Here is a 24,184-nt window from a genome sequence, read left to right on the forward strand (position 1 = left end):
TTGCGTAAGTGCGTGGTTTACTCAGTGCAACTAAAGTCGAAAAATTAAGCTTCGGGTGGGTGCGTGGTAGGTGCGTTTGGTGTGGTGTGTGCAGCAGCAATAATGTTAGCGTTCTCTAGGCAATAAGTACTCAAAGTCAGCAGAGCAATACTGTTAAAGTTCCATGAATCAACAAGTACTCAACGTTAGCAAAGCATGACTGCAAAGCTACAGAATCAACGTTAGCAGAGTATGACTGCAAAGCTACAGAAGCAACGTCAGCAGAGCATTACTGCAAAGCTTCCGACGCAGCGTTAGCAAAGCATTACTGCAAAGCTTCTTACTCAGTGTGTTCTTGTAATGCTGTCTTAGCTCGCGAGTAAAATCGGTGAGGTTTGGCAGTTTGCCGGTTTTGGTTTTGCCAATAACGTATTGCAGCTATTTGATTGGCTTCAGCTTTAAGATAGTTGCTTGTAAATAATTACTTAAACGCGAAGAATGGAAGAGGTTTGTGATGACTGTTCGCGGTGATATTAGAAATGTGGCAATTGTGGCGCACGTAGACCACGGTAAGACCACTTTGGTAAACGCCATGCTTCAGCAGTCGCACGTATTTTCTGAGCGTGAAGAAGTTCCTGATCGCGTTATGGATTCCAATGATTTGGAACGCGAAAAGGGCATTACTATTCTTGCTAAGAACACGGCTGTGCAATATACCGGTCCGTTGGCTGAAAAATACGGTCATCCAGAAGGCATTACTATTAACGTGATTGATACACCTGGCCACGCCGACTTCGGCGGTGAGGTTGAGCGCGGTATTTCTATGGTTGACGGCGTTGTTCTGCTTGTTGATGCTTCTGAAGGCCCTCTTCCGCAGACTCGTTTTGTGCTCCGTAAGGCTTTGGAAGCTAAGCTTCCTGTTATTTTGTGCGTAAACAAAGTAGATCGTCCAGATGCTCGCATTGAAGAAGTTGTTGGTGAATCAACAGATTTGCTTCTTGGTTTGGCTCAAGATGTTGTTGAGGAAGGCATTGATCTTGATCTCGATGCTTTGCTTGATTTGCCAGTAATTTATTGCGCTGCTAAAGCCGGCTATGCTTCTGTAAATCAGCCAGAAAATGGTGGTTTGCCAGATAACGACAATTTGGAACCACTGTTTGATTCTATTATTTCCAACATTCCAGCTCCAGAATACGAAGAAGGTGCTCCTCTTCAGGCTCATGTTGCAAACATTGATTCCTCTGACTTCTTGGGTCGTCTTGGTTTGGTGCGTATCTATAACGGCATTTTGGAAAAGGGTAAGACCTACGGTCTTTCCCGCGTAGATGGTTCTATTGAAAACTTCCGTGTTTCTGAGCTTCTTCGCACGCAAGGTTTGGAGCGTACTCCTGTAGCTTCTGCAGGTCCTGGCGATATTGTGGCTGTTGCTGGCGTCAACGACATTATGATTGGTGAAACGATTGTTGATCAGAACGATCCAAAGCCACTTCCATTAATTCACGTTGACGATCCTGCAATTTCCATGACTTTCGGCGTAAACGATTCTCCTCTTGCTGGAACTGAAGGCAAAGATCATAAGCTTACTGCTCGCATGATTAAGGATCGTTTGGATCGTGAGCTTATTGGTAACGTTTCTATTAAGGTTCTTCCAACTGAGCGTCCAGACGCTTGGGAAGTTCAAGGTCGTGGCGAGCTTGCTTTGGCTGTTTTGGCTGAGCAGATGCGCCGCGAAGGCTACGAGCTTACGGTTGGTCGTCCTCAGGTTGTTACCAAGACTATTGATGGTCAAATTAATGAGCCTATGGAAAGCACAACTATTGACGTTCCAGAAGAGTACATGGGTACCGTCACTCAGCTTATGGCTGATCGCAAGGGTCGCATGGATTCTATGAGTAACCATGGTTCCGGTTGGGTTCGTTTGCAATTTACTGTTCCTTCTCGTGGTCTTATCGGTTTCCGTACAGCTTTGCTTTCTGCTACTCGTGGAACTGGTATTGCAAGCTCTATTTCCGCCGGTTATGCTCCATGGGCTGGTCAGATTGTGACTCGCCAGAACGGTTCTATGGTTTGCGATCGTAAGGGTGTTGCAACTCCTTACGCTATGCAGCGTTTGCAGGCTCGCGGTGTGTTCTTCGTTGATCCACAAAGCCCAGTTTACGAAGGCCAAATCGTTGGTATTAACAATAAGCCAGACGAGTTGGATGTAAATATTACGCTTGCTAAGCATATGACGAACATGCGTTCTTCAACCGCTGATGTTCTCGAAACTTTAACTCCGCCAATCAAGATGAGCTTGGAAGAGTCTCTTGACTTTGCTAACGAAGATGAGTGCGTAGAGGTAACTCCTGAAGCAATTCGCGTGCGCAAGATTATTTTAAGCCGTGACGAATGGTATAAGTGGCGTGCAAAGCAACGCCGTCAGAACAACAATGCTGCGTGATAATTTCTAGTATTACTTACTATTACGCAACATCGCTGTATTAATACGAAACGTTAGGTTTATGATGTCAGCAAAACCGTGGTCGCATCGCTTACCTTGGTGGGGTAGGTGTGCGACCACGTGTGTTTCTGCCGTATTATGTGCACTTATTGGCACTTTTGTGCATCGTGCAGGAGCAATGTACAATATGCCTTACGGTTTTGCTATTGCGATTATGTTACTTTTGCTTTCTGCATGGTGTGCCCGTTCTCGTAGTGGTTGGTTGGGTTTATTTGTTCATGCAATACTTTTTACTGTGGTTGCTTGGATTCTTGCTTTAGGTTTTATCGGCAGTGCTGTGCTTGTTCCTGTTGGCTTCACTATCCCATTGCCATGGTGTGCGCAATATGTGGGATATTTGTGGCTTTATGGCGTTCTTGTTGCTCACGTAGTTTTGCTTTGTATGCCTCAAAAATTCTTTGTTATTTCTGGTGCTCAATAAACGTAAGTTAGTTTACGGGTGAGTTTGCTGTATGTTTGTGCAAGAATAGCATTATCGGATGAAACTTATTAAGGAATAATAATGAATGCTTGTGTGAACAATTTAAGCGAACTTAAATTATGTTATTTAGGACCTCAAGGTTCTTTTACTCATCAAGCAGCCTTGAAAGTTCAGCAACAGTGTCAGCTTTGGAATACTTTACAAATTACGCCAACTGCGTGTGAACGTATTAGTGATATTGCTTATGAGATTGAAGAACACAATAATTGGGGTGTTATTGCTTGGGAAAACAATATTGAAGGCGTGGTAATACCGAACTTAGATTTACTCATTGGTGCAAAAAATATGGTTGGCATTGCTCGCGTAGGCGTTAATATTAGTTTTGATGCCGTTATTTGCAAATCAGATTCAATCGATAACTGTTCTACAATTGTTGCTCACCCGCATGCGTTGGCACAATGCCGTAAGTTTGCTCAAGCGCATGGTTTAAAAGAGAAAACGTCTTCGTCAAACGCTGCTGCTTGTAGGGATTTACTTCCTGGTGAGGTTGCTTTAGGTCCTAAAATTTGTGCGGATTTGTATAATAGGCATATTGTGAGCGAGGGTGTTGAAGATTTTTCTGGCGCTCGCACAGAGTTTTTAGTATTAGCTCCTCGAGATGAGGCTTCAGATTTTGTTAATATTCAGCGCGAAAACTTTTCATCATTTTCATCAATTATTGCTTTTATTCCGCGTTGCACGGGCGCTGGCGTGTTAGCAAATTTGCTTGACGTTGTGCGCGATCATGGTCTTAATATGACTTCTTTTATGTCTAGGCCAATTAAAGGGCAGGATGGTTTATACAGTTTTATTGCAACTGTTGATTCTGCTCCTTGGGATTCTATGTGTAAAGATATGATTCAAGAGGTTGTTGAGCATGGAGATTGGGTTCGAGTTTTAGCAGTATATCCTTCGAGTGTGCGTGATAATCCAGTAATGAGCGAGTGGATGCTGCCAAATGGAGGAGTGTGCATTGAACCTTCAGTTGATGCTTTGCGCAATTTGAACGTAATGCAGGCAGAAAGAGAATTATTATGGTAGAAAACGCTGAATTTTCGCAAAATTTTTCTGTTGGTATTGTAGGTCTTGGTCTTATTGGTGGATCTCTTGCAAAAAGACTTGCAAAATTGCCTGAATGTAGCGTTTATGCGTGGAATCGTCATCATAATCCATACGAAGAAGCTGAAAATTTAGGAATTACTTGCGTAGAAAAAGTGCAAGATTTAGCAAAACTTCGCCCAGATGTGTTGATTTTATGCAATGCTTTGGCTGCTATGCCAAGTATTTTGCATGGAATTGCGCCTTATATTGACAAATCTTGCACAACTATTAGCGATGTTGGCAGTGTAAAAACTTTAGTTAGAGAGCAAGTAAGAGACGCAGGTTTGCAAGATTGCTACGTTGGCGCGCACCCTATGGCGGGTAGTGAATTTACTGGTTGGAAAGCTGCAAGTGCAGAACTTTTAGAAAACGCTTTGTGGGCATTAACTGTTAATAACAGTACGGAGTTTTGGCGTGTAGCAAATGTTTTACGAATGATTGTTGCTCTTTGTGGGAATCGTGCAATAGTTTTAGACGATGCAACGCATGATAATGCTGCAGCTCTTATTTCTCATATGCCTCACGTTGTTGCGACTTCTCTTGCAAATGTATTATGTGATCAGCCTAATCGTGCTATTGCTTTACAACTATCTGCAGGCTCTTGGCGAGATATGACTCGCGTTGCTCTTACAGATCCTCAACGCACGCGCGCAATGGTAAGCGAAAATCGGCATAATACTGCGAAATTATTGCGTTCTGTAATTTCTGAGCTAACTTTTGCTGCGGATATGCTGGATCAAGATGCGCAAGCTGCTGACGATAATGAGCAAGAGTTTTTTGCTAAAGCTCAATCGTGGCGAGAATACAAATACCAGCAGCGCAACCAGTCTAAAACTCATACGAATCAAAATGATGATGTAAATAGCAGATTATGGAAGTATGATTCCAGAAATGATTGGCAGAAAGATTTGCTGGATTCTGCTCGTTTAGGTGAGTCTATTGTTGAAATCTCCGGATTTAATACCAACGAATCTTCGCAACTACTATTGCGCTCAAATGCTTCCCTGAGCAATGTGTAATGCACGTTATGTATTAATGTGGCGAGTTTTAAGGTCTATATTTTGAGTGCCTTTTGGAATTTGCGTTCTGGAATTGGTTTTAATCGGTAAATAGTGTTGGCATCAATGAACATTTCTTCGGCAGCTCTAGTGCCGTTTGCTGCAGGATCTCGAAGTAAGTGAAGTATTATCCCATCCCACTCGAGTACGTGTCCAATCGCATCATGGTACTCGATTTTTTGTGTACCATCGTTATTGTCTTCTATAATTGTGTATGTTCTTACTACTATGCGCGCGCCTGCAGGTATTTGTTGCGGTAGTGTAGTTGATTTTATACGTGTGTTCATAAACAAGCTCCTTGTTGTATTATGCATGTGACTGAAGTATATGGCAAACGTTTTGTTTTAAACTTTTATGGAAGGGTGAGTTAAGCATGATCAACAATAAATCTGTTTCTGAAAATTTCTTAGGCTTACCTTCTGAATATATGAGTTTAATAGATGATTATGTTGATTATGTTCGTGCGAATAAGGGCTTGGGTGAGCGCACGCAGAAAGCTTATGCCAGTGATATTTTGCAATGTTTAGCATGGTGTAATCGGCACGGATTTAATAATATTGCGCAGCTTACTACGGATGATTTGCGTTCTTGGATGGCGAATACTTCTTACAATCATGCGCGCTCAAGCTTAGCTAGAAAAGTTGTTGCAGTACGTGGATTTTTTGCATGGTGCCAGCATGTTGGTCTTATAAGTAGTGATCCTGCAGAAATTCTCATGACTCCGAAAATTATGAATATGCTGCCGACTGTTTTAGATGAAGCGCAAGCGGAAGTGTTGATGAATAGTGTTGACAATCATGTTAAGAATGAATCCTCATGTTCTAGTAAACGGAAGGCGATTCAGCTGCGAGATGCTGCAATGTTGGAACTTTTATATGCAACTGGTATGCGCGTAGGAGAACTTACAGGCTTAAATATTCAGGATGTAAATTTTGATGTGCATACAGTGAAAGTTACTGGTAAAGGAAATAAACAACGTATTGTGCCGTTTGGGATTCCTGCTTATAAAGCTTTATCTGCTTGGATTTCTAAAGATGGACGAGAAATTTTATTGCGAAATTCTGTTGAAGAGGCGGTATTTCTTGGCGCTCGCGGAAAGCGTATTGATCAGCGTTTGGTAAGACAGATCGTGCATGACGAGGCTAAAAGTGCGCATATTCCGGATATTTCTCCTCATGCACTGCGTCATAGTGCTGCTACACATATGCTGAATGGAGGAGCAGATTTACGCGAAGTGCAAGAACTATTAGGTCATTCATCGCTTAATACTACTCAGCGCTACACTCATGTTTCTATTGAATCTTTAAAATGTAAGTATTCTCAAGCTTTTCCGCGTGCTTAATCCAAGGTATTTTAAATGCTCAGACGTTAGGCAATTAACAAAGCCTTTACAAAATATATTACATAATTTACATATATGTAATATATGCAAATTAGTAAAAAACAGTAAAAATTATTGATAAAATAGTAAAAATTTTGCTTTTATTTTTGATAATATCATTTTAATGGATGTTTTATTGGTAATAAACAGTAAATTTTCTGATTTAGCTACGCTCTTGCAATGTTTGCAAAAATACGTACTATTGAATTTTAATCAACGAAGAAGCCCTGTCATTGGCTTGAAGAAATCTATCTGACAATATGGATAGGTAGGTTTTATGCTTTGAGCTCATGACTTGGCTTTTTTGTATTGATATAGCATCCTGCCTACCAGACGTTAGGAGAATAAATATGAAGAATAAGGCTTTAGCTTTTGCTGCTGCGGCCTGCTCGCTGGCCATGTTACTGGGTGGCTGCGGCTCCTCTGCTTCAAAGACTGCGCAGACAAATGGTGGAAAAGTTATTATTACTGTCAATAACTCTGAGCCACAGAATGAATTAGTGCCTGGCAACATTAACGAAAACGCTGGTGCACGCCCTGCTATGTTAGTCAATTCCACATTGGTTACTTTTGATGAAAAGGGTAACCCAGTAAATGAGGATGCTAAGAGCGTTACTGCAAACGCTGATGCTACTCAGTACACTGTTAAGCTTAAGGAAGGTAAGAAGTTCAGCGATGGCACTCCTGTTACCGCTGAAAGCTTCACCAAGGCTTGGAGCTTTGTTGCTAACGCTAAGAATGCACAGAAGTGCGCTTCCTTCTTCCAGACTATTAAGGGTTATGACGAATTGCAGAAGGAAGGCTTGAAGGGTGATGAACAGCTTTCCGGTTTGAAGGTTGTTGATAAAAACACCTTTACTGTTGATTTGAAGCAGCCAGATTCTGTGTTCCCGATTAAGGTTGGTTACTTGGCGTTCGCTCCACTTCCAGAATCCTTCTACAAAGATCCAAAGGCTTATGGCGAAAAGCCTGTTTCCTCCGGTCCATACTTGTTCAAGTCTTGGGATCACAATAGGCAAATTGAGGTTGTAAAGAACCCAGCTTACGAAGGTCCTCGTAAGGCTCAGAATGATGGTGTTACCTTCAAGATTTACACCGATGGTAATGCTGCTTACCGTGACGTACAGTCCGGCAACCTCGATATGACCGATAACATTCCAGATACTGAAACCAGCAACTTCCAGACTGATAGCACAATCACTGCTTACAACAAGCCTGGTTCCGTAATTCTTCAGTTCACCATTGCTTCCAACTTACCACACTTCGATGTGACTACCGAAGAAGGCCGCTTGCGTCGTCAGGCAGTTTCTATGTCTATCGACCGTAAGGCAATTGCTGAAAAGGTGTTGAACAAGACTGCTGCTCCTGCTAACGACTTTACTTCTCCAAAGACCCCAGGCTACGATCCTCATTTGAAGGGTAGCGAGCATTTGAAGTTCGATGCAAAGAAGGCTAAGGAATTGTGGGCTAAGGCAGATGCTCTTTCCAAGTATGATGGTCCTCTTACCTTCACCTACAATGCTGATAACGCTGTTGCTAAGTCTGTGTTCGATGCTGTTGTGAACTATGTGAAGAACAATTTGGGTGTTAAGGCAGAAACCACGCCAATCCCAACTTTCCAGGAGTTCCGCGATGCATGCACCAAGCGTAAGGTCAAGGGCGCATGGCGTGCAGGCTGGATGCCAGATTACCCAAGCCCAGAAAACTACTTGACTCAGCAGTTCGCTTCTGTTGCAGCTGATGGCAACGGTTCTAATGATGGCGATTACAAGAATTCAAAGTTTGATGAATTGCTTACCAAGGCTACTGCATCTTCCGATGCAAGCGAAGCAACTAAGCTTTATCATCAAGCTGGCGAAACCCTTCTTGAAGATCTTCCATCCGTACCACTGCTTTACATGAATGCTAAGGCTGTTATGAATCACAATTTGAAGGGATTCGTAATGGATTGGCAGAACATGCCACTGTACTATCAGCTTCATAAGTAAGATTTAAAACTTTATATGGAGTTGTATAGATTGATTTCATGATATTCAGAAGAATTAATTCTGATATCACCTCTCAATAATTTAATATCGCGCATAGCGAAATTGCTGCTCCAGTTGAAAGAATTAATTAAAAATTTCTTCTAACTGGAGTGGCACTTTGTTGTTTTTGCGAGTAATTGTTAACAATCCAAGGAGAAGTCGATGGGTAAGTACATTCTGCGTCGAATTTTGCAGATGATTCCTGTTGTTCTCGGCACAACGTTATTGGTTTATGCTTTAGTATTTGCTTTGCCGGGCGATCCGGTAACTGCAATGTTCGGTGATAAACCAGTTAATCCTGCTGTCGCAGCACAAATACGAGCTAATTATAATCTAGATAAACCATTTATTATTCAATATTTACTCTTCTTAAAGAATGCGCTTACTCTTGATTTCGGCCAAACATTTGCAGGTCAGCCTGTTATTGACGAAATTTCGCGCGCATTCCCTGTAACCATTCAGCTTGCTATTATGGCATTCGCGTTTGAAGCTTTGTTTGGTGTAACTTTTGGTATTATTTCTGGTCTTAAAAAAGGTAAATGGTACGACAGCGTAATTCTTGTTGTTTCGCTGCTTCTTATTTCTGTACCAACCTTCGTAACTGGTTATGCTATGCAATATTTGCTTGGTATTAAGTGGCATATCCTTCCTCCTAATGTAAGTAATGATCCTGGATTCTTAGATATGCTCACTCCGGCAATGGTTCTTGGATCTGTATCTATGGCATATGTAATTCGACTTACAAGATCTGAAGTTTCATCAAATATTGCACTTGATTATGTGAGAACTGCTCGCGCTAAAGGCTTAAAAGAAAGCGCGGTTATTCTTCGACACATTCTTAGGAATTCTTTAATTCCAGTGGTAACGTTCCTAGGTCAGGATTTGGGCGCTCTTATGGGCGGCGCTATGATTACAGAAACAATATTTAATATTCATGGTATTGGCTTCCTTACTTATCAAGGTATTTTGAAGGGTGAAAGCAACCTGGTAGTTTCTGTAGTTACCTTGCTTATGCTGATTTTCGTAGTCAGTAATTTACTTGTTGATATCTTGTACGCGGCTCTTGATCCGCGAATTCGTTACGCGTAAGGAGAAGCATAATTATGCAAGAAAAAGTTGAGGAAAATTTGACTGCTGCAGATATTGCTCTTCCAGGACAGGAACGTTACGTTGCGCCTTTGGACGATACTCCTTTACAAGAAGTTGATTCCGTTGACGAGTCTGCTCCTGCTACGAGCATGTGGGCTGATGCTTGGCGTACTTTGAGACGAAATCCTTTGTTTATTATTTCCGCAATATTGATTATTGCAATTTTCTTTATTGCATTATTCCCAGGATTGCTTGTTAAGCAAGATCCTATGTATTGCGTACTCAATAACTCTTTGATGCCAAGTTCTTCTGGTCATCCTCTTGGATTCGATAAGCAGGGATGCGATATTTACGCTCGAGTAATATATGGCACTCGTACTTCTGTAACAATCGGTATCATTGCTACAGTTTTGGTTGTTTTAGTTGGTTCTTTAATTGGTGCAATTGCTGGCTTCTTCGGAGGCTGGGTTGATGCTGTACTTAGCCGCATTACCGATATCTTCCTAGCCTTGCCTATGTTGCTTGGCGCTATAGTTGTTCTTCAAATGTTTAGAACCACAAAATCAATGTGGAAGATAATTCTAGTTATGGTTCTATTTGGCTGGGTAAGTGTTGCTCGAATAGCACGAAGTGCTGTTATGGAATCAAAGAATCTAGAGTTTAACACAGCTTCTACAGCCTTAGGATCGCGACCTATACGTAATCTTTTCCGACATATCATCCCAAATTCGTTGGCTCCAATCATTGTCGTCGGAACAACTTCGCTTGGTTCCTACATTGTGTTAGAAGCAACATTAAGCTTCTTGGGTATTGGCTTGCCAACTACTACTGTGAGCTGGGGTGGAGATATTGCTACTTACAGTAGGTACTTCAATAACAGTCCAGAAGTATTGTTCTACCCGTCTTTTGCACTTGCTATTACCGTTCTCGCTTTCATTATGATGGGCGATGCTGTAAAGGATGCGTTGGATCCAAAGAGCCGTAAGGCGTGAAGTTAGCGTGGAGGAATAGTAACTATGAGCATGACAACGCACAAAAATGTAGACGCTCTCGCTATGCAACGAGAGCAAGGTCCATTGCTTGAAGTGAAAAATCTTCAGGTTGATTTCACTACAGATTCCAAGAAAGCTGTTCACGCTGTTCGAGACGCAAGTTTTAGCGTCTATCCTGGTCAGTGGGTTGCAATTGTAGGTGAGTCTGGTTCTGGTAAGTCCACTTCTGCAATGGCTGTTTTGGGATTACTTCCTGGAACAGGGCACGTTACTGGTGGTTCCATTAAACTTAAGGGTCAAGAAATTAGCAACTTGAAACCAAAAGAGTTTGCTGCTTTGCGCGGTACGGCAATGGGCTTAGTTCCGCAGGATCCTATGAGTAATTTGAACCCTGTGTGGCGTATTGGTACGCAGGTTAAGGAAGCACTGCTTGCAAATGGTGTAGACGTAAGTCACGAGAAGCGTTCTGCTCTTGCAGAAGCTCTTGCAGGAGATGCGGTTCAAGTAAAAGGCAATGAGGATGAAACATTCCTTGGTTCTCAAGAATTACCGGAATTGATGGACGCTGCCACAAAAGAGTTGGCAGAAGTTGGGCTTGATAATCAACATAATGTTGAAAAGTTCAACGAAGCTATGGATTACTACAAAAAAGAATGGGTTCCAGGCTCCGAAACTCGCTGGCGCGTTGCAGATGATTTAATCAAATACGGTGTAAACGACGACAAAGCTTGGGAAATTGCCAAAAAGTATGTTGTTGGTGCAAGTGTTGAAGATCGTATCGCTGGCTTGCTTGACGAAGCTGGTTTGCCTGATGCTGCAACTCGTGCACGTCAATTCCCGCATGAGTTTTCTGGTGGTATGCGTCAGCGCGCATTGATTGCTATTGGCTTGGCTTGCCGTCCAGATTTGCTGATTGCAGATGAGCCAACTTCTGCACTCGACGTCACTGTGCAAAAGCGTATTCTCGACCATTTGCATACTCTTACCGATTCGCTTGGAACTTCTGTGCTGTTTATTACACACGATTTAGGTTTGGCTGCAGCTCGCGCACAGCACGTTGTTGTTATGTATAAGGGTCGTGTAGTGGAATCAGGTCCATCTTTGGACGTTTTGCAGCATCCTCAGCATCCTTATACTAAGCGACTTGTTGCTGCCGCTCCAAGCCTTGCTTCTCAACGAATCATTTCCGTTAAGGAGCATGGTGGTAACGCGGATAATTTGCTTGAACATCACGTAGTAGGTGAGCAAACTCTTGAAAAGAGCGAGCATATTATTACAGTCGATCACTTAACTCGCGAGTTTAAGCTTCCGCGCAAGAAGGAGCTTTTCAAAGCTGTTGATGACGTTTCATTCTCTATTAAGCGTGGAACAACATTGGCAATCGTAGGTGAATCAGGTTCCGGTAAGTCTACTGTTGCAAATATGGTTTTGCGTTTGCTTAATCCAACAAGTGGAACAGTTACTTACGAAGGTAAGAATATTGCTGATTTCAAGGGTGCGGATTTGCTTGATTTCCGCCGTCACGTACAGCCAGTATTCCAAAATCCTTACGGTTCTTTGGACCCAATGTATTCGATTTATCGTTCTATTGAAGAACCTTTGCGAATTCATAAGATTGGTGATAAAAAGAGTAGACAAAATCGTGTGCGTGAGCTTTTGGACATGGTTCGTATGCCTGCCTCTGTTATGACTCGTTTCCCAAACGAGCTTTCTGGTGGTCAGCGTCAGCGCATTGCTATTGCACGTGCTATGGCTTTAAATCCTGATGTCATTGTTTGTGATGAAGCTGTGTCTGCTTTGGATGTGCTTGTGCAAGATCAGGTTTTGCACTTGCTTAACGATTTGCAGGCAGAACGCGGCTTGAGCTACTTGTTCATTACGCACGATTTGGCTGTGGTTCGTCAGATTGCTGATGAGGTTGTTGTTATGCAACACGGAAAACTTGTTGAGCATGCTACAACCGACGAGGTATTTGAACATCCTCAGAAGGCGTACACGCGTGACTTGCTCGACGCCATTCCTGGTGGAAACTTGGAGCTTGGCTTGGATTAATGCATTTTGATTAAGTGAGAATAACGTGATCTCATAATATTTGTGTTAATCGAATCTCATAATATAAGGTGCGGGGTTTATGCGACCTTGCACCTTATATTTGTTTTGTGTAACGCGCATATTAGAGTGGATTATATGATTACAATTACTACTTCAAACTTAAATGGTATTCGTGCGGCCGAGCGTAAGGGGATGCTTGACTGGTCCGATTCTCACACTCCTGACGTGTGGTGTATGCAAGAAGTGCGCGCTCCGCAGGATGCAATCGACCCAATTATGACAAAAATTGAAATGGGATATCGCGCGTCTGAAAATATCGCAAATCCTGTAGAAAACGATAATTTTACTTATGCAAACGAAGTTTGCCGCATAAAAGGTCGAGCCGGTGTAGCTTTAGTCACCTCTCTTCCTGTAGTTGAAAAGCGTTACGGTTTGCCGGGTTTAAGTGAAGATGTTGATTCTGGGCGATGGGTTGAAACTGACGTCCGTACCCCTGAAGGGTATGAAATTACTATTGCTTCAGTGTATGTTCACGCTGGAAACGTGGACGATCCGCAAAAAATGCAGCAAAAATTCCGCTTCTTAGACACAATGCTTATTCGCTTGGGCGAGCTTAGAGATATTGCTGCAAGTGGCGGAAATCAAGCGATTTTGTGCGGTGATTTTAATATTGCGCATACGCCGTTAGATATTAAAAACGCTAAAGCAAATGAAAAAAGTGCAGGATTTTTGCCGGAGGAACGCGCGTATATTGACCGCTGGATTAACGAGTATGAATTTGTGGACGTTATGCGCATGCTTGCAGGTGACATTCAAGGTCCATACACTTGGTGGAGTCAGCGTGGCAAAGCCTTCGACAATAACGTTGGCTGGAGATTAGACTATCAGTTTGCAACGCCAGAAATTGCAGAAAGCGCTTGTGGTTTTGTGATTGATCGTGCGCCAAGCTATGAGACAAGATGGTCCGATCATGCGCCTTTGTCTATAAAGTATTCCATATGATTATCAATCTACATAGGTTGTAATAGTTAAAGTAGTCGCATTTACGCATATGCAGATTTTCAGTGCTTTGCTTGTGGTATTCTGGTGGAGTTAGGCAAGTTGCCATAACAAGTAGCAAGCGTGTTATTGTAGATTTGTTGTTTGAAGAAATGAGGAATAATGGGCTGGTTATTTGGCCAACATAAGAAGGTAGAATCTTCAAAAGTTTCAGATGAAGTCGAAGAAGTAAAAACTGGTCCATGGGATTTCAATGATGATAATGCGCCAGATTTCAGCGACTATCTTGATTTTGGTTCAATATATATTCCATATTTCCAAGGTATTGAATTACGTGTAAAAAAGCAGCGTGAGACAGGGCAAGTTCTTGGGATGACTGTAACGTACGGTTCGTCGAGTGTAGAAGTTGAAGCATTTGCAGCACCTAAGACAACTGGTATTTGGCAGGATGTATGTAAAGATTTACTTGACGGTAATATTCAAGCTTGCACTGCACAAGGTGAATTTGGTACTGAACTTTTGCTTCCAGTAAAAGTTGGAGGAAAGAGTATTACAACTCGTATTGTAGGAGTTGATGGTCCTCGATGGATGCTTCGCGGCGTATTTTCTGGTCCTGCAGCAACAGAGCTTGCAGAAAATAATAATGAAGCAAAACAATTGGAGGAATGGTTTAAGGGGATTGTAGTAAACCGCGGTGAAGAGCCTCTTGTGCCTCGTGATTTAATTCCTATGCATGATCCTTTAACTCGAGAAGAAAAAGAAGCAGCAAGTCGCATTGGGAACAACCAGAATGAAGAAGATGGTGTATCTCAAGGAGAAGAAAACGATATCTTGCAGAAGGAAGATAAACCATTGGGGTATGATCAGCAGGTGGAAGTAAAAACTACGCTTACTCGAGGACCAATGTTTTCTGAGGTTAGATAAGCAAAGTAAATAGCTGATAGTAAACGGGAAAATAATAAAAACAAAAGCTATTATTTGCCAGTAGCAGAAAGTAAGTGTATGGGTTCGCAGGAAGCAATGGAGTCTCAGGAATTGTCTGAAGAAACACAAAAATCGCTCCAAGGGATGCGAGATAACAATTCTAGGCAAAACAAAAAACGTTCAGGATTAGCGTCTTTAGCTTCCATAGGATCCGACAGTAAGACATTTTCTGTGATTGATTCCATAGGCGGTGTTCGAGGCGTAATCGAATCCATGCTGCCAGGCTTGCTGTTTGTTATTTGTTTTGTTGTAACACGAAATGTGCAAACAACAGTTATTGCGTCGGCAGCTCTTGCAGTTTTGCAAGTTGTGGCGCGCCTTATTCAAAAGCAGTCGTTGATGGGTGCATTAAGCGGATTGGTTTCCGTAGGAATCTGCCTTATTTGGGTGTGGACGAGTCATCAAGCGCGCGACTACTACATGATGGGCTTTATTACAAATGCTGTATACGGTGCGCTTCTTGCTATTTCGCTGATTGTTCGCGTGCCTGCTTTAGGTCTTGTGATTGAGTCAATTCGCAAAATGCCTACGGAAAATTTTGGCTCGTGGCTGCACGAATGGCTTGATTACAGGCCACTTAAGCGTGCATACATGTATGTTACTGGATTGTGGATTGGTGTTTTTGCGCTGAGGCTCGTTTTGCAAGTGCCATTATATTTGACGAATCACGTTGTGTGGCTTGGCACAGTTCGATTGCTTATGGGATTGCCGTTCTGGGCGCTGGCAATTTGGGTTTCTTACTTGATTATTGCAACGCCGTTTATGCGTCTTCATCATAAAAATCGCGAAGACAATTATCATGAAGAAAAGCAGATTGACGAAGATTAAAACAATGTAAATTCAAGTGAAGTAAAATCAGCTTAACAAAAATCAGCGTTAGAGAATCAGTGTTAGAAAATCATCTTAACAAAACGCAAAAATAAGGGGTAGTTTATGCAAGTGACGATGCGAATCGAGAGATATGCGGATCAAGGAAGATGCGTAGGTCATCTTGACGGACGCGTTGTATTCGTGCGATTTGCGTTGCCTGGTGAGCTGGTTGTTGTGCGTATGGATGAGCCGATGCGTGCAAAAGCGCACTTTTTCACTGGCGAAGTTGTGGAAGTTTTGGAGCCTAGCGCGGATCGTGTGGAGCCTCGCTGGAAGCTCGCTGGTCCTTTGGCTCAGGGCGGCGGAGTTGGGGGAGTGGATTTAATTCACGTTTCTTTGCCTGGTCAGATTCGTTGGAAGGCTTCCGTAATTGCTAATCAATTCCAACGTTTAGCGCATATGGATGTTGCGGAAAGCGATGTTAGTGTTGAGCGCATTCCAGGGGACGAGGAGCTTAACGGATTTAATTGGCGTACGCGTATGGAGTTGGTGGCGGATGATGAAGGGCGATTGTCTATGCGAAAGCGCGAGTCGCATGATCGCATTGCGATTGATACTATGCCGCTTGCATCGCGCGCGGTTTTGGCTGTTGCGGATTCTTTGGACTTGTGGAATCGCAAGTTTGATCCAAATTCGCAAATTCGCCTTGCTGTTCCAGAGCCTCGGGTTGATGGTTTAGATTTTAATGATAAGTCTGCGCTCCTTAGTGCGATTGGCGAAAATTATGCGCTTATAGTAAATGATGAGTTGGTTGCAGGATCGGCTTTGTTGCGAGAGCGCGTGCGCGTTGCGGTTGATGGTGATTCATCGCGTGCGCGTACTTTTGATTACGATGTTGACGCGCGCGGTTTTTGGCAGATTCATCGCGCAGCTCCAGAGCATTTGGTGAACTACGTTTTGGGATTAGTTCGTTCTGCGCTTGGTGGGCGTAGCAGGAATACGGTTTTGTGGGATTTGTATTCTGGATCAGGTTTGTTTACGATTCCGCTTGCGACTTTGGCTAATATTGGCGGAGATTCTTCTGGTGCTGCTGGCGCTTTTGGTGCTGCAGAGCCAGCTCGCGTGCTTAGCATTGAGGGTGCGCCGATTGCTGTAAAGAATGCAAGGCGAAACATTGGGCGCGCAGGTCTTGGCAGGGATGTTGTTGAAGCGCTTGAAGGTGATGTTGCGCAAACGCTTGAATCGCAGGTGTTTAAGGCGAGTAAATCATCTAAGATTGTGCGCCGATTTGCGCATCCAGATGTTGTTGTATTGGATCCTCCGCGCGCTGGTGCTAAAGCTCAAGTTTGTAAGCAGATTGCGAAGTCTGGGGCAAGAGCTGTTGTGTATGTTGCTTGCGATCCTACTAGTCTTGCTCGCGATGTTGGCACGTTTAAGGAGCTTGGCTACAGCGTTCAGTCTTTGCGCGCGTTCGATATATATCCCAACACTCATCACGTCGAGACTGTCGTATTGATGTCAAAGGCTGATTAGGTGGGTGCATTTTTGCCTTTGTGTAGCAGGGTTTAGCGAGGTCTATCGTTAAAAGGTTTAGTATGCGATGGCTTTAAGCTGTGTTCTCGCGATTTTTGAGCGCAGTTTGGCTGTATGAGGGAAGATATCAACGCTCTAGGGTCGAGTGCACAGGATGTTAACGTTAAAAAGTGCACACACTTTGCACCCAGGGTGGTGAAGGTTGGTTCTAGTTTCTTAACTCTTGGATACAATGAAACTTTTCCTTCTGAACTCTGAAACTGTTGCTTTCTGTGTGTAGAGTTGTTGCCTTAATTTCGTCTTTTTACCATTTTCTGTAATGCCTGTTATTTTTTGTGGGTTTATATCACCTGTATGCGTGTGCGAGTGGTCTTCTTGTTTTGTAATTGTTTCTAACATGGTGTGGAGTATCGATAGGTTTTTTAGAGTTCGAGTACATTGTTAAATATATGCTGAAAAGCGTTGGTGCTACTATGAGAATGACTGGTAGTATTCCGCCTTTGAATGCGCATGAGAGAGTGATAAGAACTATTGAGAATATTATTTCTTGAACGTTCATTCGTAATGATTCAACTAGCGTAATATGTTGCGTTGTTTTTGGTGTTACAACAAATATGGCTTTTCTTCCTGTAAGTGCTAGGAATGATGATTTCATTGACACGTAAAGCATGGAACCGTACAAGCAGAAAGTAAAAAGCATGTAGAGTAGTAAATGTTTGAGCGATACTTTACCAAGCCAGAAGAATACGTCGTTTAGCATAGGTGCCATGAAGAATATTAAGGTTGGTAAAAGTAGCCATGCTGGATAATGTAAATCGTAGTGCAGCGCTGGGAAGAATATGATATTCATCGCTACATAGCATGTGAAAAGTGATGTTAATGGTAGGTTGTAGGTGAATAAGAAAATATCTAGTTTTTCAAACCATCGCATTTTAGATGTAAAAATGCGTTTAGTGTAGCATTTCATGAACTCGAAATTACCTTGAGTCCATTTACTATGTCGTTTCTTAAAAGCTAGATAGTCAATCGGATATTGTTCCTCGCATGTTATGTTCGGTGCGAAAGCAACATAGTATCCTTTGCTGCGTGCTTCAATTGATAAGCATAAGTCTTCAGCAACAACTTCTGGTAATCCATCTACTGCTTCGTAGCATTCGCGGCTTACCATCGCGCCATGTCCTAGTAGAGACATGAAACCATAGTGATGTTTCATTGTTTGGTACACAGGCCAGTGGCTGTTCACTCCAATGTGTAGTAGGTGCATAAAGCGGTTAATGTTACGTGTTGCTACGTGATTGCATTGTACGATTCCAGCGTTTTTAAAGTATTGGAAGTATTGTAAGCATCGAATAATAAAATCTGGAGGTATGATTTCATCACTGTCGAGAATAACAAAGTAATCGTAGTCGGTTCGTCCGTGTAAATAGTTGTTGAGATTTCCCGCTTTGAATCCTTTTCTATTTTCGCGGCGTACTACTTCTACATTATGTTCTTTAGCATATTCGTCTACCTTGTTTTTGTAATTAGGGTCACTAGAATCATCGAGGATGACTGTTTTGACTGATCCGGCGTACTTTTGTTTTAAGCATTGAGTGAGTGAGTCGCCTTCAAAATCGTTGCAAGTACAGTAGAGCATTACGATACGCTTGTTTGCTGGTATTGGCATGCAAGAGACTTTTTGAACGTATTGTGTAATGGATTTTTTATGCAGGTAGAACCATAGTACGTAGATGATATCTTTAGTGCCGTTTAGCCAGAAGTAGATTATGAAGATTGCGTTTAATGCTATGAGAATATCTAGCGTAGTGTTTCTTGTTCCAGAAAAAACGTATTCTCTAATAGCGAATGGTGTAAAGATTAAGAATAGTAGTAACCATGTTATGAGAATAGTTACGTATAGTGATGCTCTCTTTAACATGGGAAAAAGTCTAGGGGGGGGAGACGTTTTTTCGTACGTTTTTATGCGTTTGCTAAAAAATAGGTTTTGCTTGTAAAAACCTGGTAGATATAAATACAGGTAGAGTAGCTAATAATAAAACTTGATATTATCTGGTGTTAGAGCGTATATAGACATACCAATAAAGGAGGAAGCCGTATATGCTCTATGTAAAATTTGATGATTTCGAAGATGTTAGTGTCATGGGAAATGAGAAAGACCGTGGCATGTTTATTCCGATTAAGGATGGGAATGTGTATGCTGAGTGCGAACGGTGCGGTGTAGTTGAAAGGATCGCCTCACCATGCGAATTCATTGCTAGCACATTTAAGTCAAGAGTGAACTTTAATGAGGGTTATGAACTTTGCGAGAAGTGCTTGCAAGAGGTTGAGTTTGTTACTGTCGCTTTGAGAACTGGAAAATTGCCTAATCGAGAATTGAAATAACTGAAAAAGCAAAGCAGTGATAACCGTAGTAATACAGGAAAAACTAAAGGGTTAGACCAATTTCTGAAAATAGCCTAACAACCTCACGTCGAGAGTGTCGTATTGATGTCAAGGGCTTAATAGGTGGGTGTATTTTTGCCCTTGTGTAGCAGGGGTTTGCGAGGGCTATCGTTAAAAGGTTTAATGCGTGGCGGCTTTAAGCTGGGTTCTCGTGATTTTTGAGCGCAGTTTGGCTGTATGAGGGAACATGTCTACGCTCTGGGGTCGAGTGCACAGGATGTTAACATTAAAAAGTGCACACACTTTGCACCCCCTTGTCTAAAAAATTAAACATTTTGAAAGGAGGAATAATGGAAACAATAGTATCCGCTTTATTAGTTTTTGTTTCTACATCCATTGACTACTTAGTTGTTTTGACTATTTTATTCGCTAGTCAAGGAAAGAAAGGTTTGAAATCAATTTATGTAGGGCAGTATTTAGGTACAGGACTGCTTGTACTGGCTAGTCTTATTGCCGCTTACTTTTTAAATTTTATTCCACAAGATTGGATTATCGGACTCCTTGGTCTAATTCCGCTAGGTCTTGGTATAAGAGCAATTTTTGTGGACGAAGATATTGATGAAGAAGATATCGAGGGGAAAATTACCGGAAATGGATCAAAAATCTTAGCATTTACAAGTTTAACAGTGGCAATGGGTGGAGATAATTTAGGAATTTATATCCCCTATTTTACAGGAAAGAGTTTGATTGAGATTGGTATAAGTTTAGTAATATTTGCCTTAGGGATTTTGATTCTATGCAAATTATCTCAAAATCTCGCCTCAATTTCTGCTATCGGAGAGACTGTGGAAAAGTACGAAAAAGTAATTGTACCTGTCGTGTTTATTGGACTCGGTCTCTATATATTGATTGAAAATGGAACTATTAATTATTTCATAGGTCAAGTCCTAAAAGTGGTGTAAATTCATTTCCTTCCCTTTATCTGTTATTTTTATGTTCAAACTCAAACGAGAAAAATAAGTGGTGCTTCTCCACCATCATGGCGCTTGATCGTACTATCTGATGCAGGAGGCTGATTAGGTGGGTGCATTTTAGTCCTTGTGTAGCAAGGCTTAGTGAGGGCTATCGTTAAAAGGTTTAGCGTGTGGCTGCTTTAGGCTGGGTTCTTGCGATTTTTGAGTGCAGTTTGGCTGTGTGAGGGAAGATATCAACGCTCTAGGGTCGAGTGCACAGGATGTTAACGTTAAAAAGTGCACACACTTTGCACCCACCCTGTGAAGTGAGGATATACAGTATAGTTTGTGTAATTATTTATCATGCAAAAAACATGATAATAAAATTTATACAAGCAAAAAGAGATGTTACTCAAATGGCATAATTGTAAAAAGTTACTTTATAACATTCTCCTATATCGTGGGGCTTAAATCTAAGCCCCACTTTTTATATTCAAAACTATTTTTTCAAATAAATAAAAGTCAAAGACTTTACATATTTAATGCTTATTCTTAGCTAAAATACCTGTTTTTAATATCATTTGTAAGCATACACTGAACAAAAAAATACAAAACAATATATTGCATATAAAAGGTGAAATACTGCGCGCAATTATTGCGCCTAAGTTTACAGTAAATGTCGCAAAAATACCGATAATAATTCCTTCAGTAAAATGAGTATAATGGTAACGAGCATTAGCAACACTACCACTTATAGCTGTAGGAAGCGTGACAAGCAAAGCAGTTCCTCTTGCCATAAGGTCTCCCATGCCGAGCAAAAGTTGCACGCATGGCACTATAATTCCTCCGCCACCAACGCCTAAAATACCTGAAAAAATACCAGAAACAACGCCTATAAATATAAGACATATAGCTTTTAAAAAACTAACATTAAAATCTACATTTCTTAGCGGAATCCAAACTTGACTAGAACATATAACTAGTAATACAAAAAGTGTAAAACACCAAGGAAATATTTTTTTAGGCAAAATATGTGAAAAATATACCCCAATTTGTGATCCGAAAACTGAACCTATTATTAGAAAAAATGCTGATAAAAATGACACTTTGCCGTTTAAACCGTAAACAATGCTTCCACAAAGCGACGTTATAATTATGGCAACAAGAGAAGTAGCAGTAGCATGACGCTGATCAAATTTCATAAAAACAGTTAATGCAGGAACTATCACCATTCCTCCACCTACACCGAACAATCCTGATAAGAAACCTGCTAATAGTCCAATGAAAACGATTAAAACAATATTATGGAAATTATATTTGGTTTTAAAAATATTTCTCAACATATATCTTTTCTTCACAAAACACCTCCTCGTACTTTATTCACTACTTTTACTATATTATATGAAAAATAGAATGTTTCTATACTAGTTCAATTGTAATTTATGTATTTATTTATCTAATTAACGTAAGTAATGGATAATAAGAAGTTTATCGCAGAGACGAAAGATGTTCGTTTAACGGTGAAACGTGCTGATACCTTTGGTGTGAGTTTTTAACTGTGAACAAGATATATTGAGGGTTGAGGAAGCGCAAAATGTTATAAGGCTTATTCAAACTAAAAAAGTTTCAGCTTCGAATTGGCTGAGGTGGTTTACTCAGGGTATGCCTGAAATTGTTGTGAGTTTGCCACATGATGTGGAAGTTTGTGAGGTTGAATCTGATTCTAATCAAGTGCTCATCACGGATATTGAGATTGGTGAGCTTTATGTAGAAGTGAACAATGGCTTTGTATCCACTGGAGAAAGATAAAATTCATATTTAATGAAATTGACAATCAGGCCTTATGGAGGGTTTTATGGCTGAGATTTGGGATGCGTATGATAAAGAATTTAATAAATTAAAGAATATTACATTAGTGAGAGGAGAACCAATTCCTGACGGCATGTATCATTTGGTGGGCGAAGTAATTGTTAAACATATAGATGGTACTTACCTTATTATGCAAAGAGATTTTGAAAAGAAATTCGGTGGAATGTGGGAGTTGACAGCAGGTGGTTCTGCATTGCAATATGAAACACCATTAGAATGTGCAGTAAGAGAATTAAAAGAAGAAACAGGTATTGAAGCTTCAAAAATTATGGAGATCGGAAGATTTGTGCAGGATGTTTACCACTCTCTTTATGTTGAATATCTATGCGTAACCGATTGTAAGAAAAATGCAATTGCTCTTCAAAAAGGAGAAACGGTTAATTATAAGTGGGTAGATAAAAAGAGCCTTTTGGAAATGAGCCAAGACGAGTTAGTATCATCAAGGGCAATCAAACTTATTAAAACAGTAGATATATAAATTCAAGTTTGGCTGTTTGAGGGAATATGTCTACGCTCTAGGGTTGAGTGCACAGGATGTTAACGTACTTCGCTTGCGTTGAAAGCACAGTGTGCTTTCAACTTTGAGCAAGCTCAGCGAATTGGGGTGCTTTTTCGCGCTACGCTTTAAGTGAAAAGGCAGGTCATGTCGTTCGCGCGGTCTAAGCGCGCTCACGTCTTCGCCGCGCAGAAGCAGTGCTTCTGCCTTGAGCGGCTCAGCGCTCCGAATTACCTTTTCGCGCTACGCTCTAAGCGAAAAGGCAGGTCGGAACGCACGGCTATTAGTAGCCGTTCGGCTGATTTGGCACATAAAGTCCACTGGACTTTACATTTGAGCCAAATCACGCTTTGAAGGAGCTTGAAATGCGTTATGCAATTTCAAGCTCTGTCAAAGCGCCCATGCAAGTCGATTCGCCACTTTGCACCCAGGGTGTGAAGTGGTAAAATATAGCTTAAGAGTTAAAATGAGGCCTGATTATTAGTATGTGTACGAGGAGGTGTTTAAGGATAATGGACAAGCTCGTTCGTTTTTGCCGTGAAGTGGCGATGTTCGGCTTGACGGTTGCCTTAATCGCGATGCTGGTTGCCTTAATATGGGATGGCACACTTGCTATTAGAATTGGTTTTACCTCTTTTGTTATTGGTGTCACAGTGATCTCGCTTAAGACTGTACTTCGAAAGACTGATTGAATTTTGTTTGGTTCAAGTCAATAGTTGAATATCTCACGTTGGGTGGCTATTACTGATCTCTGTCAGTAATAGCCACTTCTTTTTATGAATCTTAAAGTCAGGCTCAATGTCCGTCCTGTTTAGCCGGTGATCGGTTAGGGTAATCGGATGAAGTATTGGATACGTTGAAGAATAATATTAGAGAAATTATCGCGGGCAACAACTTAAGTGAGCTTGAAACGGTTGATAAAAAAATCGCAGATAAACAAGCGATACTACTAACCTTGCTTAAAGCTAAAAAAGACTACACGAAAACTGCCAACGAGATTGATGAGCTTAAAGTTAAGAAACAGCAGCTTCTTATAGAAAAAGCAGGTCAAGAAGATGCTAAAAGACGAATCAGAGAAATGGAAGATTTTCTGAAAAGTGAGCGTCACGATATTAGTGAGTATGACGAGAAGCTGGTAAGAAAGTACATCAAGAAAATAAAAGTTTACGAGGACAGGTTCAGTATAACTTTTAAATCAGAGATTAGTGTGGATATTGAAAGGGCATCGTAAATTGAAAGGGCATCGTAAAAGCCAAAAGAATGTTAGCATTTGAAATGTTACAAAAGTCAGCCTAGGTGGTGAATCCTCTCTAGGCTGTTTTTATACTCAAAAATCAAGCTATTAAGCCAATCTTAAACCTTTTAACGATAGCTTTTTTAATAATCGTTAGCATAATAATGATAGTTATTAGGAATAGTTATTCCAGTAGTGCGTCAATATTTCGTTTTGAGTATAGAAGTCTGCGCACTTCCATAGTGTCGCCCAAGACAACGTAAAAAACAGAAAAGTTGCGTACGC

The 24,184-nt window shown here is 41.3% G+C and carries 21 protein-coding genes and 1 pseudogene; 19 read left to right on the top strand and 3 right to left on the bottom strand.

Annotated elements, in window-relative coordinates; translation table 11 throughout:
* The first annotated feature begins 493 nt into the window (after positions 1-493).
* From typA to HMPREF3208_RS04905, 4 genes are all read left to right on the top strand, one after another.
* Complete coding sequence (gene typA, locus HMPREF3208_RS04890) at positions 494-2,419, top strand: translational GTPase TypA (protein WP_016637415.1); 1,926 nt, start codon at positions 494-496, stop codon at positions 2,417-2,419.
* A 64-nt stretch (positions 2,420-2,483) separates the two neighbouring features.
* Positions 2,484-2,900 (top strand): hypothetical protein, encoded by a 417-nt coding sequence (locus HMPREF3208_RS04895; protein ID WP_032814699.1) that lies wholly within the window; start codon positions 2,484-2,486, stop codon positions 2,898-2,900.
* Positions 2,901-2,981: 81 nt separating this feature from the next.
* Positions 2,982-3,980 (top strand): prephenate dehydratase, encoded by a 999-nt coding sequence (locus tag HMPREF3208_RS04900; protein WP_016637417.1) that lies wholly within the window; start codon positions 2,982-2,984, stop codon positions 3,978-3,980.
* On the top strand, positions 3,974-5,059 hold the full coding sequence (locus tag HMPREF3208_RS04905) for a prephenate dehydrogenase (protein WP_016637418.1): 1,086 nt from the start codon (positions 3,974-3,976) through the stop codon (positions 5,057-5,059). Before HMPREF3208_RS04900 ends, HMPREF3208_RS04905 begins: the two co-directional genes overlap by 7 nt.
* A 35-nt stretch (positions 5,060-5,094) precedes the next feature.
* On the opposite strand, the gene HMPREF3208_RS04910 is transcribed toward HMPREF3208_RS04905, so the two are convergent.
* Positions 5,095-5,385 carry a DUF6725 family protein gene (locus tag HMPREF3208_RS04910; RefSeq protein WP_016637419.1) on the bottom strand — a complete coding sequence of 97 codons (291 nt, stop codon included), beginning with the start codon at positions 5,383-5,385 and terminating at the stop codon, positions 5,095-5,097.
* Positions 5,386-5,471: 86 nt separating this feature from the next.
* Between HMPREF3208_RS04910 and HMPREF3208_RS04915 the strand changes: the two genes are divergently transcribed.
* The 9 genes from HMPREF3208_RS04915 (at position 5,472) to HMPREF3208_RS04955 (ending at position 16,965) form a co-directional block, all read left to right on the top strand.
* Entirely contained in the window at positions 5,472-6,440 is a 969-nt protein-coding gene (locus HMPREF3208_RS04915) for a tyrosine recombinase XerC (RefSeq protein ID WP_016637420.1), read from the top strand.
* A 389-nt stretch (positions 6,441-6,829) separates the two neighbouring features.
* Positions 6,830-8,467, top strand: a complete 1,638-nt coding sequence (locus HMPREF3208_RS04920) for a peptide ABC transporter substrate-binding protein (RefSeq protein ID WP_064347479.1) — start codon at positions 6,830-6,832, stop codon at positions 8,465-8,467.
* A 201-nt stretch (positions 8,468-8,668) separates the two neighbouring features.
* Positions 8,669-9,595 (top strand): ABC transporter permease, encoded by a 927-nt coding sequence (locus HMPREF3208_RS04925; protein WP_016637423.1) that lies wholly within the window; start codon positions 8,669-8,671, stop codon positions 9,593-9,595.
* Positions 9,596-9,609: 14 nt separating this feature from the next.
* Positions 9,610-10,587, top strand: coding sequence for an ABC transporter permease (locus HMPREF3208_RS04930; protein ID WP_016637424.1), 978 nt, complete (start codon positions 9,610-9,612; stop codon positions 10,585-10,587).
* A gap of 24 nt (positions 10,588-10,611) precedes the next feature.
* Positions 10,612-12,639, top strand: a complete 2,028-nt coding sequence (locus HMPREF3208_RS04935; RefSeq protein WP_016637425.1) for a dipeptide ABC transporter ATP-binding protein — start codon at positions 10,612-10,614, stop codon at positions 12,637-12,639.
* Between the two features lie 135 nt (positions 12,640-12,774).
* Positions 12,775-13,641: an exodeoxyribonuclease III gene (locus tag HMPREF3208_RS04940; protein WP_064347492.1), complete on the top strand. Its 867-nt coding sequence runs from the start codon at positions 12,775-12,777 to the stop codon at positions 13,639-13,641.
* A 159-nt stretch (positions 13,642-13,800) separates the two neighbouring features.
* The gene (locus HMPREF3208_RS04945; RefSeq protein WP_064347481.1) at positions 13,801-14,562 is read left to right on the top strand and encodes a DUF3710 domain-containing protein; all 762 of its coding nucleotides are present in this window, start codon (positions 13,801-13,803) and stop codon (positions 14,560-14,562) included.
* Positions 14,563-14,706: 144 nt separating this feature from the next.
* On the top strand, positions 14,707-15,450 hold the full coding sequence (locus HMPREF3208_RS04950; RefSeq protein ID WP_155237213.1) for a DUF3159 domain-containing protein: 744 nt from the start codon (positions 14,707-14,709) through the stop codon (positions 15,448-15,450).
* A 105-nt stretch (positions 15,451-15,555) separates the two neighbouring features.
* Complete coding sequence (locus HMPREF3208_RS04955; protein WP_064347483.1) at positions 15,556-16,965, top strand: class I SAM-dependent RNA methyltransferase; 1,410 nt, start codon at positions 15,556-15,558, stop codon at positions 16,963-16,965.
* Between the two features lie 346 nt (positions 16,966-17,311).
* Here the strand turns inward: HMPREF3208_RS04955 and HMPREF3208_RS04960 are convergent, their stop codons facing one another.
* Positions 17,312-18,883, bottom strand: coding sequence for a glycosyltransferase (locus tag HMPREF3208_RS04960; protein WP_230953100.1), 1,572 nt, complete (start codon positions 18,881-18,883; stop codon positions 17,312-17,314).
* A gap of 179 nt (positions 18,884-19,062) precedes the next feature.
* Between HMPREF3208_RS04960 and HMPREF3208_RS04965 the strand changes: the two genes are divergently transcribed.
* Positions 19,063-19,347 carry a hypothetical protein gene (locus HMPREF3208_RS04965; RefSeq protein ID WP_064347485.1) on the top strand — a complete coding sequence of 95 codons (285 nt, stop codon included), beginning with the start codon at positions 19,063-19,065 and terminating at the stop codon, positions 19,345-19,347.
* A gap of 350 nt (positions 19,348-19,697) precedes the next feature.
* Positions 19,698-20,309 carry a CadD family cadmium resistance transporter gene (locus HMPREF3208_RS04970; protein ID WP_004573936.1) on the top strand — a complete coding sequence of 204 codons (612 nt, stop codon included), beginning with the start codon at positions 19,698-19,700 and terminating at the stop codon, positions 20,307-20,309.
* A 530-nt stretch (positions 20,310-20,839) separates the two neighbouring features.
* On the opposite strand, the gene HMPREF3208_RS04975 is transcribed toward HMPREF3208_RS04970, so the two are convergent.
* Positions 20,840-21,643 carry a sulfite exporter TauE/SafE family protein gene (locus HMPREF3208_RS04975; protein WP_155639974.1) on the bottom strand — a complete coding sequence of 268 codons (804 nt, stop codon included), beginning with the start codon at positions 21,641-21,643 and terminating at the stop codon, positions 20,840-20,842.
* A gap of 129 nt (positions 21,644-21,772) precedes the next feature.
* Between HMPREF3208_RS04975 and HMPREF3208_RS04980 the strand changes: the two are divergent.
* From HMPREF3208_RS04980 to HMPREF3208_RS04995, 4 genes and pseudogenes are all read left to right on the top strand, one after another.
* Positions 21,773-22,091: pseudogene (locus HMPREF3208_RS04980) on the top strand (hypothetical protein); the annotation flags it as partial.
* 64 nt (positions 22,092-22,155) lie between these two features.
* On the top strand, positions 22,156-22,647 hold the full coding sequence (locus HMPREF3208_RS04985; protein ID WP_004136327.1) for an NUDIX hydrolase: 492 nt from the start codon (positions 22,156-22,158) through the stop codon (positions 22,645-22,647).
* A gap of 530 nt (positions 22,648-23,177) precedes the next feature.
* Complete coding sequence (locus tag HMPREF3208_RS04990) at positions 23,178-23,357, top strand: hypothetical protein (protein ID WP_004104935.1); 180 nt, start codon at positions 23,178-23,180, stop codon at positions 23,355-23,357.
* Between the two features lie 164 nt (positions 23,358-23,521).
* Entirely contained in the window at positions 23,522-23,896 is a 375-nt protein-coding gene (locus HMPREF3208_RS04995) for an integrase (RefSeq protein WP_230953102.1), read from the top strand.
* Positions 23,897-24,184: the final 288 nt, after the last annotated feature.

This window comes from Gardnerella vaginalis, from assembly GCF_001546485.1.
Lineage (GTDB): Bacteria > Actinomycetota > Actinomycetes > Actinomycetales > Bifidobacteriaceae > Bifidobacterium > Bifidobacterium vaginale_D.

Bases quoted from the DNA above. Each gene is read 5' to 3' on its own strand.
- HMPREF3208_RS04955 (WP_064347483.1), top strand. From the start codon at position 15,556: ATGCAAGTGACGATGCGAATCGAGAGATATGCGGATCAAGGAAGATGC.
- HMPREF3208_RS04905 (WP_016637418.1), top strand. From the start codon at position 3,974: ATGGTAGAAAACGCTGAATTTTCGCAAAATTTTTCTGTTGGTATTGTA.
- HMPREF3208_RS04960 (WP_230953100.1), bottom strand. From the start codon at position 18,883: ATGTTAAAGAGAGCATCACTATACGTAACTATTCTCATAACATGGTTA.
- HMPREF3208_RS04965 (WP_064347485.1), top strand. From the start codon at position 19,063: ATGCTCTATGTAAAATTTGATGATTTCGAAGATGTTAGTGTCATGGGA.
- HMPREF3208_RS04945 (WP_064347481.1), top strand. From the start codon at position 13,801: ATGGGCTGGTTATTTGGCCAACATAAGAAGGTAGAATCTTCAAAAGTT.
- typA (WP_016637415.1), top strand. From the start codon at position 494: ATGACTGTTCGCGGTGATATTAGAAATGTGGCAATTGTGGCGCACGTA.
- HMPREF3208_RS04970 (WP_004573936.1), top strand. From the start codon at position 19,698: ATGGAAACAATAGTATCCGCTTTATTAGTTTTTGTTTCTACATCCATT.
- HMPREF3208_RS04920 (WP_064347479.1), top strand. From the start codon at position 6,830: ATGAAGAATAAGGCTTTAGCTTTTGCTGCTGCGGCCTGCTCGCTGGCC.
- HMPREF3208_RS04925 (WP_016637423.1), top strand. From the start codon at position 8,669: ATGGGTAAGTACATTCTGCGTCGAATTTTGCAGATGATTCCTGTTGTT.
- HMPREF3208_RS04915 (WP_016637420.1), top strand. From the start codon at position 5,472: ATGATCAACAATAAATCTGTTTCTGAAAATTTCTTAGGCTTACCTTCT.
- HMPREF3208_RS04930 (WP_016637424.1), top strand. From the start codon at position 9,610: ATGCAAGAAAAAGTTGAGGAAAATTTGACTGCTGCAGATATTGCTCTT.
- HMPREF3208_RS04895 (WP_032814699.1), top strand. From the start codon at position 2,484: ATGTCAGCAAAACCGTGGTCGCATCGCTTACCTTGGTGGGGTAGGTGT.
- HMPREF3208_RS04935 (WP_016637425.1), top strand. From the start codon at position 10,612: ATGAGCATGACAACGCACAAAAATGTAGACGCTCTCGCTATGCAACGA.
- HMPREF3208_RS04900 (WP_016637417.1), top strand. From the start codon at position 2,982: ATGAATGCTTGTGTGAACAATTTAAGCGAACTTAAATTATGTTATTTA.
- HMPREF3208_RS04975 (WP_155639974.1), bottom strand. From the start codon at position 21,643: ATGTTGAGAAATATTTTTAAAACCAAATATAATTTCCATAATATTGTT.
- HMPREF3208_RS04910 (WP_016637419.1), bottom strand. From the start codon at position 5,385: ATGAACACACGTATAAAATCAACTACACTACCGCAACAAATACCTGCA.
- HMPREF3208_RS04940 (WP_064347492.1), top strand. From the start codon at position 12,775: ATGATTACAATTACTACTTCAAACTTAAATGGTATTCGTGCGGCCGAG.
- HMPREF3208_RS04985 (WP_004136327.1), top strand. From the start codon at position 22,156: ATGGCTGAGATTTGGGATGCGTATGATAAAGAATTTAATAAATTAAAG.
- HMPREF3208_RS04950 (WP_155237213.1), top strand. From the start codon at position 14,707: ATGCGAGATAACAATTCTAGGCAAAACAAAAAACGTTCAGGATTAGCG.
- HMPREF3208_RS04990 (WP_004104935.1), top strand. From the start codon at position 23,178: ATGGACAAGCTCGTTCGTTTTTGCCGTGAAGTGGCGATGTTCGGCTTG.